Genomic DNA, 12239 nt, shown 5'->3' with positions numbered 1-12239 from the left:
AAAAACCGGGCCGAAGCGGCCTCGACTAGCGGTCGAACCAGCTCTGCAGAATGATTTGAGCGGCCAATTGGTCCTGCACGGCCCATAGTTTAGCAGCGCTGACATGCAGATCGTCGTACAGCATTTGCTTGGCGGCGAACGTGGTCAGGGTTTCGTCGATCTGATGCACCGGCAGTTGGTAGCGGCCGTGCAATTGCCGGCAAAATTTCCGCATACGGGGGGTGATGACGTTGTCGCTGCCGTCTTGTTGCCGGGAAATGCCGACCACCAGGCCGACCGGTTGCCATTCGACAATCAATTTGCCGATGGCTTGCCAGTCCGGCACTTGCTGAATCGAGCGCAACGTGGCCAGCGGACTGGCGATGCCGGTGTCGGCATGGCCGACCGAGACGCCGATTTTCTTGTTGCCGAAATCGAAACCCAGATACGTGTCGCTACTCAGTTTGGCGGCCAAGGGGTCGCGGTTAACCATGGCCGGCCGGCGTGGTCAGGCGATTGATGTCGATGCCAAGTTGGCTGGCGGCGGCATTCCAGCGCTGGCTGATCGGCGTGTGATACAGGATCGTTTCGCCGGACGGGGTATTCAGCCAAGCGTTTTCGACGATCTCTTTTTCCAGTTGGCCGCTACCCCAGCCGGCGTAACCGAGAGCGATCAGATAATCCCTAGGCCCCTTGCCCTTGGCAATGGCTTCGAGGATGTCGCGCGAGCTGGTTAACGTAATGTTTTCAGCGGTCGGAATGCTGGAATCCCAGTGCTGTTCGCAAAAACCGTGGATGACGAAGCCGCGTTCCTGCTGCACCGGTCCGCCGGCGAAGACCGGCGTTTCCAGCACGTCGTTCAGGTCGCAATCGATGCCCATTTGTTCGAAGATGTCGCGCAATTTCATACCGGTCGGTCGATTGATGACGATACCCAGCGCGCCTTCGTCGTTATGCTGGCATAGGTAGGTCACGGTATGAAAAAAGTGCGGATCGGCCAAACTGGGCATGGCGATCAGAAATTGGTTATTCAGATAAGTCGCGTCTGTCATGGGAATACTGTTGGGCTAGCGGGCGGTCATCCCGGTTTCGTCTGAAAATTTCCAGACTCTGGTTATTACCAAAACGTTCACTTCGCGCATCAATTCCTCGGGCAATTCGGCAAACGGCGCGCTCATCTTGACAATGCGCTTGGCGGCATCGTCCAAGGCCGGGTTGCCGGAAGACCGGACGATGCGCATGCTGTAAATACTGCCGTCGGCGTTGATGCCGACATCCATGGTCAGCATTTGCTGGGAGCCGGCTTTACGCGCAGCCTCAGGATAATTCAGATTGCCGGTACGCTCAACCTTGTCCTCCCAATCCTTGACGTATTGCGCCGCCAAATATTTATGCGTGCTGATGGCGTTGACGGACTTGATCTTGGTGTTTTCGGCGCTGAGCTGGCTGGCCCGGATACGTTCGCCAAGTTGGGCGATCTGCTGTTGCAAGGCTTCGGCCGACAATTTCGGTTTGTCTTCGAGCGGCTCGGCCACCTGTTCCGGTTCGACCGGCTGCTCGGGGCGCGATTCGACCTTGACCGGCGCTTGCGCCTGGGTCAGGACTTTTTGCACGACGGGTTTGGGAGACGGTGCCGACGGCACGGGCGCGGCTTTAGGCCGCGGCTGACTTTCGGTTTGTTCCGCTCTCGGTAGAGTTTGCGGAATCGTCGCCGGCTTGCGGGTTTCGCGGCCTGCGCCGATCTGGTGATCGGCGGCCAAGTATTTGGCTTCCTTGGGCGCCTGCTTGGCCGGCGCGTGCGAGACCGTGATTTCGATCGATTTGTCGGCCTTGGGCGGATGCGGCGCGGTGAAATTGACGCCGAGCAGGACCGCGACATGAATGATCGCCGCGACGAATAGCGCGGTGAGCAGCGTGTCGCTTTGCGATAACGGCGTTGGCGTCAATGGCGGTGCGGACATTTCAGGCGGATACCTTGGCGGCGATATGGTCCATCAACTGGGCGCTGATGTTGATGCCGAATTGCTTGTCCAATTCCTGAACGCAGGTCGGGCTGGTAACGTTGACTTCGGTCAGATAGTCGCCGATCACGTCCAGACCGACAAAAATCAGACCTTTTTCGCGCAACACCGGGCCGACTTGCTCGGCGATCCAGCGATCCCTGGCGCTCAATTCGCGTCCTTCGCCGCGGCCGCCGGCCGCCAGATTGCCCCGGCTTTCGCCGCTGGCCGGGATGCGGGCCAAGCAATAAGGGACCGGCTCGCCGTTGACCATCAAGATGCGTTTGTCGCCGTCCCTGACTTCCGGCAGGTATTTTTGCGCCATGATGAAGCGGCTGCCGTGGTCGGTCATCGTTTCCAGAATCACGCTCAGGTTGGGATCGCCTTCGCGGACGTAGAAAATCGACGCCCCCCCCATGCCGTCCAGCGGCTTCAGAATGATTTCGCGGTGCTCCGCCAGGAATTCGCGGATGCGTTGCCGTTCGCGAGCCACCAAGGTGTCGGTGCAGCATTGCGGGAACCAGGCCGTGTACATTTTTTCGTTGGCGTCGCGTAGCGATTGCGGCTTATTGACCACGTAAACGCCCTGACGCTCGGCCTGTTCCAGCATGTAGGTCGCGTAGATGTATTCCTGATTGAACGGCGGGTCCTTGCGCATGATAATCGCATCGAGATCGGCCAATTCAATGCGTTGTTCGCCGGTAAACTCAAACCATCCGTTCGGATTGCGTTCCACCCTCAACAGCCGGCTGCGGGCATAAGCATGGCCGTTGCTGAGGTAAAGATCGGCGAGCTCCAGATAATGCAATTCCCAGCCTCGCGCCTGGGCCTCCAACAGCATGGCGAAACTGGTGTCTTTCTTGATGTTGATTTGGTCTATGGGGTCCATGACCATGCCGAGTTTGATAGCCATTGCTGTCCTTTCGCGGGGAAAACCGGAGAAAATAAGTCCGATTCTATCAAATTTATTTTCCGCGCTGTGGTTTACCGGCTTAAGTTTTTTTGATATAAAGCGCGGCTATTTTGAATAAAAGCTCGCACTGAGGTAGTCATGTCCAGAGTATGCCAAGTAACAGGTAAAAACCCGCTGAGCGGCAATAACGTGTCGCACGCAATGAACCACACCAAAAGACGTTTTCTGCCCAATCTGCATTACCACAGATTTTGGGTCGAGAGCGAAAACCGTTGGGTCCGCTTGAGAGTGTCGCCGAAAGGCATGCGCATCATCGATAAAAACGGCATAGACTCAGTGTTGGCCGACATCCGCAAACGCGGCGAAAAAGTTTAAGGAGACTAACCATGCGCGACAAAATCAAATTGGTATCCAGCGAAGGCACCGGCCATTTCTATACCACCACCAAAAACAAAAAAACCATGCCCGAAAAAATGGAGATCAAAAAATACGATCCCGTCGTTCGCAAGCATGTGATGTACAAAGAAGCCAAAATCAAATAAAGGCTTTCCGTCCGCTGGATTGGGCCGGATGCCTTCGCATCGTCGGCCCGGCTAGCGCGGTTTTTTCAATTCGGCCAATTCGGCCTTCAACGCTTCAGTGTATTTGGCGAGTGCCAGATACTTCATCTCCAAAGCCTTTTTCTCGGCATCCAAAATATTGTATTTGGTCTTCAGTTGCTGCAACAAGCGGCGCATGCGGACCGTATCGTCTTGCAGCGACGACGATTCGGCGAACGATGCCTGGGTCGTCGCCGGCAAACTGCTGACCGGTTGCGGTTCGCTACCGGTGGTGTCGATGAAGTTGCTGGTTTCGACGCCGTCGTCGATCGGAAACGACGAGGCCGTTTTCAATTGACCGGGATCGATCTGGTCTAAACCGCCGTTCAGGATCAAAGCGTTGAATTTGTGCCGGAGCAGGATGAACGCGGCGGTGGCGCTCATGCGGCCGCTTTGGCAAACCACCACGATGGGGTGTTGACGATTCAAGGTCTTGATCTGCATCCGCAACGAGTAAAACGGCACGTTGATACTGAGCGGCAAATGACCTCGGCGATATTCGTCCGGCTCGCGCACGTCGATCAAATCGGCGCCCTTGGCCACCAGATCCTGCATCTCGTAATAATCGACGTACTTCAACGTGGGCGTCTTGATCAGCGTGATGAAGGCTTCCTTGGCCAGGCGCAACAACGACACCTCGGTCAGCGCGGTGATCGAAACGTTACGAGGCTCGCCGGAAATCAGCGCATCCTCGCCGAAGGTATCCTGATTGCCCAACTGCGCCAATTTAATGTCCTTGGCGTTGGGCGCCGGCTTGCGGCTGACCAGACATTGGCCTTTCTTGACGATGTAGTAATAGTCGCCGACATCGCCTTGCCTGACAATGACGTCGCCGGGATTGAAGCGGACCTCCTGCAAACCCATTAAAATTTTTTGCAAATTGGCGGGAGGCAACGCGCGAAATACCGGGGACTTCAACAACGTCGTCATCCAATCGTCGTTTTCCTCGACATCGTCAACTATCATATAACTCTCGGTTTCTTCGTACGGCGGCTCTTGCGCGGCCCTGATCATATCAGCACTCAAGCGTAAAAATCGAATCCTGCTATCCGCGAGCGCATTGACTTTTCGTGGGATCTGGTGCGCTAGCGCGAAGCGGGCCGACGTGCCGCCGGCCTTGATGGTTTCTATCGTCAACTCGTCAGTCTGCAGTGTGACGCTGCCGTCGATCAAATAAATCAGATCGTTACGATCCTCGCCGTAGCGAAACAAATAATCGCCCACTTCGGCCTGTTCGATCTCGACCAGCCCGCACAACTCCTCGAACTTGTTGAACGGCAGCGTCGACAGCGGTATCAGTTGCCGGATGACCCGGCCTTCGGCGGAATGGATATCGACAGCCACGGGTCAGTTGCGGATAAAAAGTGGTGGGATTGCGTCGGATGCACTTGAATTATGATAGAACATTATTACTTATAGGCTTGTAGAAACATTTCGTCATCCAGCTTGTCCATGCTGGCATTTTTAACCGCCTAAAACCCGAAACCATGATGAAGATTACCCGATTGTTACTGATTATAGCGATAGGTCTCCAAAGCACCGGGGGCATGGCCGCGCTGCCTGGCCAAGTGGATGGCAGTCCGCTGCCGTCGTTGGCGCCGATGCTGGAACAAAGCATGCCCGCCGTGGTGAACATTTCCACCTCCACCAATGTGCGGATGCAGGAAAATCCGCTGATGAACGATCCGGTGTTTCGGCGCTTCTTCAACATACCCAACAATCCGCGCCAGCAACAAAAAAACAGTCTGGGTTCCGGCGTCATCGTCGATAAGGATCAAGGTTACGTGCTGACCAATAACCACGTCATCGACAAGGCCGACAAGATCACCGTGACCTTGGCGGACGGCCGGCAATTGAACGCCAAACTGCTCGGCGCCGATCCGGAAGCCGACGTGGCGGTTATTCAAATTCCGGCCGACAATCTGACCGCGTTGAAAGTCGCCGACTCCGGCCAACTCAAGGTCGGCGACTTCGTCGTGGCGATCGGCAACCCGTTCGGCCTCGGCCAAACCGTGACCTCCGGCATCGTCAGCGCCTTGGGCCGCTCCAATTTGGGTATCGAAGGTTACGAAGATTTCATTCAAACCGACGCCTCTATCAACCCCGGCAACTCCGGTGGCGCGCTAGTCAATCTGCGCGGCGAATTCGTCGGCATGAACACCGCGATTCTGGCACCCAGCGGCGGTAACGTCGGCATCGGTTTTGCGATCCCGTCCAACATGGCGATGCGTTTAATGGAGTCGTTGGTCCAGCATGGCGAAGTCCGCCGCGGTCTGCTCGGCGTGACCACTCAGGATTTGACGCCGGATCTGATCAAGGCCTTTTCGTTGAAAAGCCAGCACGGCGCCGTGGTCAGCCGGGTCGAAGCCGGTTCGCCGGCCGAGAAAGCCGGTCTGGAACCCGGCGACATCATCGTCGGTATCAACGGCCAGGACGTCAAGGGCGGCAGCGCCCAAATCCGCAATGCCGTCGGCTTGCTGCAAATCGGCGACACCGCCAATCTGGACGTCGTGCGCGGCGAAGAGCGGATGAATCTGCAAGCCACGATAGGCAAACCCAAGCGTCCGCAATTGGCCGGCGACAAACTGCACCCCACGCTGAGCGGCGCGGCACTGGGCGTGACGCCCAAGGATCAGGTCGAAGGCGTGCTAATCGAAAAAGTCGAGCAAAACTCCAAGGCCTGGAAAACCGGCTTACGCCCCGGCGACATCATTGTCACCGCCAACCGCTACCGGGTGCGCAATCTCGATGAAATCAAACAGGTGGTTAATCCGAATGCCCCGCTGTTGGTCAATCTGCAGCGCGGCGGAGAAGCGTTTTTCGTAGTGCTGCAATAAATTGAAAAAAGCCGGGGTAAACTGGATTGCCCCGGCTTTCATCGAGCCACTTCGCACTATTCGGAAAATAGAACGACACGATTAACGTAATTAACGGCAAAGCACCGATCTTTATCAGCTCAAAAATATCCGCCAACGCTTTGTTGTCGGGATAACTGGCGTATCCAACGAATACCCCAATACAAATCGCCGCCATGCCCATTAACACCTGCGGGCCAATTTTAGCCTATCGCTCTCGTCGAGTCCGACTTGGCTATCGCTCCGAAAAGCATCGTTGATATCAACGTCCCGGGATTGCGGCTTTTCAGCCATCAGACCCCCACAATTCTGCCGATGGCTTGCAATTCATGACTGTCGGCATTTTCGCGCACGATACCCAATGAATTGCCCTTGGATTTCTCCTGCTCGGCAACAGCCAGCAGCGCGAAAGCCCGGCGCATGGCTTCGGCTTTGCTGATGCCTTCCTTGCGCGAAATTTCGGTGAGTTTTTGGTCGATCTCGGCGGAAAGATCTATCGTAAAGCGTGGCATGTCAATGCTCCTAAAAGTGAAACCGTCGACACAAAAGACTACTGCGAAATTACTGTAAATACAATGCAAATCAACTCAGCATCGCCTTCAAATTGGCCAAATTGGCCTTGCCGCGCTGTTTGCTTTCTTCCGGCGCCAACTGTTTCTTGTTGGCCCACTCCAAATCCTCTTCCGGCAATTCCGCCAAAAACCGGCTGGGTTCGCATTCGGCCATTTCGCCGTAGCGCTTGCGATGGGTGCAATAACTGAAGGTTAAGGTCCGTTGGGCGCGGGTGATACCCACATAGGCCAGTCGGCGTTCTTCCTCGATGTTGTCGGTCTCGATGCTGTTTTGATGCGGCAGCAGGTTTTCTTCCATGCCGATCATGAACACATGCGGAAACTCCAGACCCTTGGCGGCGTGCAGCGTCATCAGACTGACTTGATCGCCGGCCTGCTCTTCCTGGTTGCGATCTAGGATGTCCAGCAGCATCACCTTGGCGATGACTTCGGCCAACGACTTGCCGGCGCCCGCTGCATGCGTTGCGCTAGCTCCGGCATTGCCATCGTCGCTAGACCCGTCTTTTACGGCGATGCGTTCCAGCCATTCGACCAGCTCCAGCACGTTTTTCATCCGCCGCTCGGCCGCCGCCGGTGTCTTGCTGTTTTCCTGCAACCAGGACTGGTAATGAATCTGGTCGATCAGACGGTGGATGGTCTTGAAGGTGTCGCCGGTTTCGACCTCGCGGGCAGTGTCGGTAATCAGCTCGCAAAACTTGTTCAGGCGCTGAGTCGACTTTTCGGAGATCCGCTGTTGCAAGCCGAACTCGCCGCAGGCGTCGAACAGGCTGATATGGCGTTCGTTGGCGTAGGCGCCGAGTTTTTCCAGTGTGGTCGGGCCGATCTCGCGGCGTGGGGTGTTGATCACCCGCAAAAACGCCGCGTCGTCGCCGGGATTGACCAACAAACGCAGATAGGCCAGCACGTCCTTGATCTCGGCGTGGGAAAAAAACGACGCGCTGCCGCTGATGAAATAGGGCACGTTGTTCTCGCGTAATTCCTTCTCGAACAAGCGAGACTGATGGTTGCCGCGATACAGAATCGCGTAATCGCCGTAAGAGCCGCCGGTCTTGAAGCGGTGGTGGACGATCTCGGCGACGATCTGCTTGGCCTCGGCGATGTCGTTCTTGTGGCTCAGCACCCGCAGCGGGTCGCCGAAACCCAGTTCGCTCCATAACTTCTTTTCGAAGGTATGCGGGTTGTTGGCGATCAGGTGGTTGGCGACTTTCAAGATTCGCCCGGCCGAGCGGTAGTTTTGCTCCAGCTTGATGACCTGCAAGCGACCGTAATCCTTCTGCAGCTGGCTTAAGTTCTCAGGTTGCGCCCCGCGCCAGGCGTAAATCGACTGGTCGTCGTCGCCGACCACGGTAAAGCGACCCAGGTTGCCGGCCAACAGTTTGACCAACTGGTACTGAGTGATGTTAGTGTCCTGGTACTCGTCCACCAGCAAATAACGAATCCGGTTCTGCCATTTTTCCAGCACCGCCGCATGCTGTTGAAACAGCAACACCGGTAACAGAATCAGGTCGTCGAAATCCACCGCGTTGTAGGCTTTCAGGCTGCGGGTGTAGGCCTCGTAAAGCCTGGCCGGCGCGTGGAGCGCCGCGTCCGGTAAATGCAAGGCCTGCTTGGGCGTAACGAAGGCGTTCTTCCATTGGCCGATCTGCCAGTTGTATTCATCGATCTGATCCTCTTCGCAATCCTTGATGCCGTGGCTGACTAGATTTTTCAACAAGCTCAGCCGGTCTTGCTCGTCGAACAGACTGATACTGGATTTGTACTCCAGCGTCTTGTACTCGGCGCGCAGTATGTCCAAACCCAACGAGTGGAAGGTCGAGACTCTGAGGCCCCGGCTTTGCTTGTCGTCCAACAGTTTAGACACCCGGCTCTTCATCTCCCGCGCCGCCTTGTTGGTGAAGGTCACCGCCGCGATATGCCGGGCCTGCATGCCCTGCTGCACCAGATAGGCGATTTTCTCGGTAATCACCCGCGTCTTGCCGCTGCCGGCACCGGCCAACACCAGCAGCGGATGATCGATGGTTTTGACGGCGGCGAGTTGTTGCGGATTGAGTTTGGGGGACACGGACGGCGAATACAGCGAAACAACGAAGCGCTTATTATCTCAGGCCGGGGTGGTTTGTGCCGAGCGCATTTAGGGCGCGGCATTACAAGAATTCCTGTAAAACGAAAGTAGGAAGTTGCCTGCTATTTTAGTTTTTCCGTAGAATTGAACGCCTATCGAGCTTCCCGCCATTTGCAGCACCGTCATTTGGTCTGCTCCCTTAATTGCGATGATTTGCCGAGGTGATTCATGTCCGCCGTGGTTAAACAAACTCACTACACCGCCGAAGAATACTTAAGCCTGGAACGCAGCGCCGCGATTAAAAGCGAATTCCACGACGGGCAAATCCATGCCATGACCGGTGCCAGCCGCGAGCATAATTTGATAACCATCAATATCGCTGGAGAGTTACGAAGACAACTGAAAAACCGCCCCTGCGAAGCCTACGTCAACGACATGCGGGTCAAGGCCGCCAAGGCCCGCAGCTATCATTACCCGGATGTCGCCGTGGTTTGCGGCAAACCGGAGTTCGAAGACACCCAGTTGGATACCTTGCTCAATCCCACGCTGCTGATCGAAGTGTTATCACCGTCCACCGAGGCCTACGACCGCGGTGCAAAGTTTGCCGATTATCGAAAAATCGCCAGTTTGCGCGAATATCTGCTGGTTATCCAGGATCAGCCCGGCATCGAGCGCTATCTGCGCCAAGGCGAAGTCTGGATATTGAGCGAATCGCTGGGATTGGACGCGAACGTGCCCCTTGAAAGCATCGACTGCCAACTCAGCTTGCGCGAGGTTTATGACAAGGTATGCGAGGACGGCGAAAATCAGGTGGGTTAAGCTAGTCGTGTTTCAGCAGCGGTGCTAGCGCCATCGGTTACTATCATGCGGAGAAACGCCTGTCGGATTACGCGGGTTTTGCAAGACCTGGCGCCGATGAATTTCTGCTGGCTTGTTGCTCGGTTTGGTGCTTATTTAATTAAATCCAGCGGACTGGTCACGCCTTTACCGCCTTTGTTCAGTACATGGGTGTATATCATGGTCGTGGGTAACTATTCAGAGGCCGTTTGGGGGGAAGGTGGTTACCAATGGCGTCAAGTTAAGCGGTTACAGTCAATGTAAGCCGCTGGCTGAGCGGAGCCGAAGCCAGCGATTTCGCTTCGACTCCGCTCAGCGAACGGCATAGCTGACATCAAGGTATTCACCCCCCCGCTCCGTCGGGAGAGGGCGTTTTTACTTCGCGCTGAATAGTTACGGTTGTGGAGACATCGCTGTGGCCGAGCAACTCCTGCACGGTACGAATATCGTAGCCGGCTTGCAATATATGGGTCGCGAAAGAATGGCGCAGAGTATGCGGCGAAGTCGGCTTGACGACGCCCGCCGCCGCGGCCGCTTTTTTGACATAGCGCTGCACCTGTTTTTCATAGACATGGTGGCGGCGTTCGCCTTTGGAACGCGGATCGACGGAATAATTTGCCGCTGCAAACACCTATTGCCAGCCCCATTCCCTTGCCGCGTTGAGATATTTGACCGCCAGCGCGTCGGGCAACCAGACATCGACTTTCCCCAAGCGCAAATCCTCATCGTGCCAAGACTTGCGCAGCGCCAGTTGTGTCCGCATCAGCTCCAACAAACTATCCGGCAACATCGTTACGCGGTCTTTGCCGCCCTTGCCGTCGCGAACCACAATCTCCTTGCGGGATAACTCCACATCCTTGATCCGCAAACGAACCGCTTCCATCAATCGCATGCCGGTGCCGTAAAGCAAGCGGATGAGGAGGCCTATGGGCGGCGACGCTGATTCCGCGTGTTTGAGCAGTTGCTGCACTTCGGCCGTCGTCAACACCACCGGCAATCTGCGCGGCTTTTTCGAGCGCTCGAAGCCGTCCAACCAAGGCAATTGCACCGCTAGCATGTCGCGATACAAAAACAGAATGGCCGACAAAGCCTGATTTTGCGTGGAGCTGGAGACATGCCGCTGGGTTGCCAGATAGGTCAAGAACCGTTCGACTTCGGCCGCACCCATCTCCGTCGAATGACGCTTGGCGTTAATAAAATAAATTGCTTAATCCAGTAGACATAGGTATCCTCGGTACTCAGACTGTAGTGCTTGAAACGAATTTTATCGCGTACCTGATCCAGTCGTTTTTTTGGCGGTGCCGATGTCGTATTTGTTTCCATAACATGTCCCGTTTGCCCGAGCGAATTCTTTCACAAACAATAACTTGCTATCATGAAAAAAGGATTATAAGCTCTTAGCAAAAAGTTAGCGTGTATTGTGAGCCAAACCCTCGGCCAATTTCGTCAATAGCCTGCTCAAGCTCATCCGGCATAAATGTTTTGAATGGCAGCCATTCATATTTCATTTTATGCCACAGCAATTCAATCCGATTCAACTCAGGGCTATAGGGCGGCAGGAAATAAAATCGAATACCTTTCTCTTCCAGCAAATCCCAATACGGCTTCAGTTTTTTGGCCGTATGAATGGACGCATTATCTAAAATCACCACCAATGGCTTGCTGACGCGTTGGACCAATGCCATCAGAAAGCCAAAAAACCACAGACCATTGACGCTTTGCCACAGCTTAGTCAGCATTAATCGACCCGATGAAAGCAAAGCGCCAATGACGTTCATCCGCTGCGCGCGTTTAGCGGTAATGGCATGAACTTCTCCGCTTTTGGTCCAAGCCGAACGATTCGGTGGTTGTGGTGCAAATCCGGCCTCATCCACATAGGCCAATTCGATTTCGCCGGCTTGCGCTTGCTGAATCAGTGCGGCAATGTCGTGTTGGGCCCGCTCGAAGCGCTCGGGATCACGCTTTTTTTTAAACTGTAACGGGTGCGCTTCCATACATAGCCCATCCGTTTTAACTCGTTCCGCAAGGTGCTGGCGCTAATCGTCACGTCGCATTCCGTCGTTAGACGACTGACCAATGCCCGGCAGTTTAAAGGTTCCGCATCGATCCATTCTTTGAGCCGGCATCGATGCGCGTCAGTCAATTTACTTGGTGCACCACTGCGGGGTTGATCCGGTAAACTGTTCAGCCCATTTCTCCACCACTTCCGCCGCCGCTCCCGTATAGCTTCCGGTTTCACGCCTTGCTGTTCTGCAATCGCAATGACTGTCTGGCCATTGGCTAACATCAAAATGGTCTGTGCCCGCTCCCGTTCTCGCCAATCGCTCCCTTTTTTGATAATTTGCTGGAGCTGCTCTCGTTCGCTTTCGTTCAATTCTATTGCTCTTGCCCGCATTCTGTCGCTACCACCACACCTGAAATC

General features: G+C 55.2%; 16 protein-coding genes and 1 pseudogene. 4 read left to right on the top strand and 13 right to left on the bottom strand.

Translation table 11 applies throughout. From position 1 onward, the window contains the following. Positions 1 to 25: 25 nt before the first annotated feature. From ruvX to gshB, 4 genes are read right to left on the bottom strand one after another with little or no spacing between them, the layout of a single operon-like run. Complete coding sequence (gene ruvX / locus ACQE3D_RS00395) at positions 26 to 472, bottom strand: Holliday junction resolvase RuvX (protein WP_064024674.1); 447 nt, start codon at positions 470 to 472, stop codon at positions 26 to 28. Continuing rightward, complete coding sequence (locus ACQE3D_RS00390; protein ID WP_064024672.1) at positions 465 to 1031, bottom strand: YqgE/AlgH family protein; 567 nt, start codon at positions 1029 to 1031, stop codon at positions 465 to 467. Before ACQE3D_RS00390 ends, ruvX begins: the two co-directional genes overlap by 8 nt. Positions 1032 to 1046: 15 nt before the next feature. Then, positions 1047 to 1940: a TonB family protein gene (locus ACQE3D_RS00385; RefSeq protein WP_281021880.1), complete on the bottom strand. Its 894-nt coding sequence runs from the start codon at positions 1938 to 1940 to the stop codon at positions 1047 to 1049. A gap of 1 nt (position 1941) precedes the next feature. Next, entirely contained in the window at positions 1942 to 2892 is a 951-nt protein-coding gene (gshB, locus tag ACQE3D_RS00380) for a glutathione synthase (RefSeq protein WP_064024669.1), read from the bottom strand. Positions 2893 to 3030: 138 nt separating this feature from the next. Between gshB and rpmB the strand changes: the two genes are divergently transcribed. After that, positions 3031 to 3267: a 50S ribosomal protein L28 gene (rpmB, locus tag ACQE3D_RS00375; protein ID WP_064024667.1), complete on the top strand. Its 237-nt coding sequence runs from the start codon at positions 3031 to 3033 to the stop codon at positions 3265 to 3267. 11 nt (positions 3268 to 3278) lie between these two features. Continuing rightward, a complete protein-coding gene (gene rpmG, locus ACQE3D_RS00370) occupies positions 3279 to 3434 on the top strand; it encodes a 50S ribosomal protein L33 (protein ID WP_064024665.1) in 156 nt (51 codons plus the stop codon). A 51-nt stretch (positions 3435 to 3485) separates the two neighbouring features. Here the strand turns inward: rpmG and ACQE3D_RS00365 are convergent, their stop codons facing one another. Further along, positions 3486 to 4835, bottom strand: a complete 1350-nt coding sequence (locus ACQE3D_RS00365) for a cyclic nucleotide-binding domain-containing protein (RefSeq protein ID WP_064024663.1) — start codon at positions 4833 to 4835, stop codon at positions 3486 to 3488. A gap of 146 nt (positions 4836 to 4981) precedes the next feature. Here ACQE3D_RS00365 and ACQE3D_RS00360 point away from each other — a divergent pair, with 146 nt between their 5' ends. Beyond that, positions 4982 to 6328, top strand: coding sequence for a DegQ family serine endoprotease (locus ACQE3D_RS00360; RefSeq protein WP_064024691.1), 1347 nt, complete (start codon positions 4982 to 4984; stop codon positions 6326 to 6328). Here the strand turns inward: ACQE3D_RS00360 and ACQE3D_RS00355 are convergent. The 3 genes from ACQE3D_RS00355 to rep all read right to left on the bottom strand — a co-directional run bounded on the left by ACQE3D_RS00355 (position 6282) and on the right by rep (position 8980). Further along, positions 6282 to 6524, bottom strand: coding sequence for a hypothetical protein (locus ACQE3D_RS00355; RefSeq protein ID WP_313729412.1), 243 nt, complete (start codon positions 6522 to 6524; stop codon positions 6282 to 6284). The two genes, ACQE3D_RS00360 and ACQE3D_RS00355, sit on opposite strands and share 47 nt — an antisense overlap. Before the next feature lie 115 nt (positions 6525 to 6639). Continuing rightward, positions 6640 to 6858, bottom strand: coding sequence for a ribbon-helix-helix protein, CopG family (locus ACQE3D_RS00350; RefSeq protein WP_064024659.1), 219 nt, complete (start codon positions 6856 to 6858; stop codon positions 6640 to 6642). Positions 6859 to 6928: 70 nt separating this feature from the next. Then, positions 6929 to 8980: a DNA helicase Rep gene (gene rep / locus ACQE3D_RS00345; protein ID WP_313729413.1), complete on the bottom strand. Its 2052-nt coding sequence runs from the start codon at positions 8978 to 8980 to the stop codon at positions 6929 to 6931. 228 nt (positions 8981 to 9208) lie between these two features. Here rep and ACQE3D_RS00340 point away from each other — a divergent pair, with 228 nt between their 5' ends. Further along, the gene (locus tag ACQE3D_RS00340) at positions 9209 to 9799 is read left to right on the top strand and encodes a Uma2 family endonuclease (RefSeq protein WP_313729414.1); all 591 of its coding nucleotides are present in this window, start codon (positions 9209 to 9211) and stop codon (positions 9797 to 9799) included. A 361-nt stretch (positions 9800 to 10160) separates the two neighbouring features. Here ACQE3D_RS00340 and ACQE3D_RS00335 read toward each other — a convergent pair whose 3' ends face one another. The 5 genes and pseudogenes from ACQE3D_RS00335 to ACQE3D_RS00315 form a co-directional block, all read right to left on the bottom strand. Then, positions 10161 to 10448: a tyrosine-type recombinase/integrase gene (locus tag ACQE3D_RS00335; protein WP_313729415.1), complete on the bottom strand. Its 288-nt coding sequence runs from the start codon at positions 10446 to 10448 to the stop codon at positions 10161 to 10163. Continuing rightward, positions 10449 to 10874: a tyrosine-type recombinase/integrase gene (locus ACQE3D_RS00330; RefSeq protein WP_427501663.1), complete on the bottom strand. Its 426-nt coding sequence runs from the start codon at positions 10872 to 10874 to the stop codon at positions 10449 to 10451. A gap of 42 nt (positions 10875 to 10916) precedes the next feature. Further along, positions 10917 to 11140: pseudogene (locus ACQE3D_RS00325) on the bottom strand (phage integrase N-terminal SAM-like domain-containing protein); the annotation flags it as partial. Positions 11141 to 11214: 74 nt separating this feature from the next. Next, positions 11215 to 11811, bottom strand: a complete 597-nt coding sequence (locus ACQE3D_RS00320; RefSeq protein WP_313728407.1) for an IS630 family transposase — start codon at positions 11809 to 11811, stop codon at positions 11215 to 11217. Further along, entirely contained in the window at positions 11730 to 12191 is a 462-nt protein-coding gene (locus tag ACQE3D_RS00315) for a helix-turn-helix domain-containing protein (RefSeq protein ID WP_427550980.1), read from the bottom strand. The genes ACQE3D_RS00320 and ACQE3D_RS00315 overlap by 82 nt, the downstream gene beginning before the upstream one ends. Between the last annotated feature and the right edge of the window lie 48 nt (positions 12192 to 12239).

Origin of the sequence: Methylomonas sp. MS20, assembly GCF_050275925.1 — a bacterium.
Taxonomy (GTDB): Bacteria; Pseudomonadota; Gammaproteobacteria; order Methylococcales; family Methylomonadaceae; genus Methylomonas; species Methylomonas koyamae_A.
The sequence above is the reverse complement of the archived record's forward strand: the minus strand, read 5'-3'. Positions and strand labels throughout refer to the sequence as shown.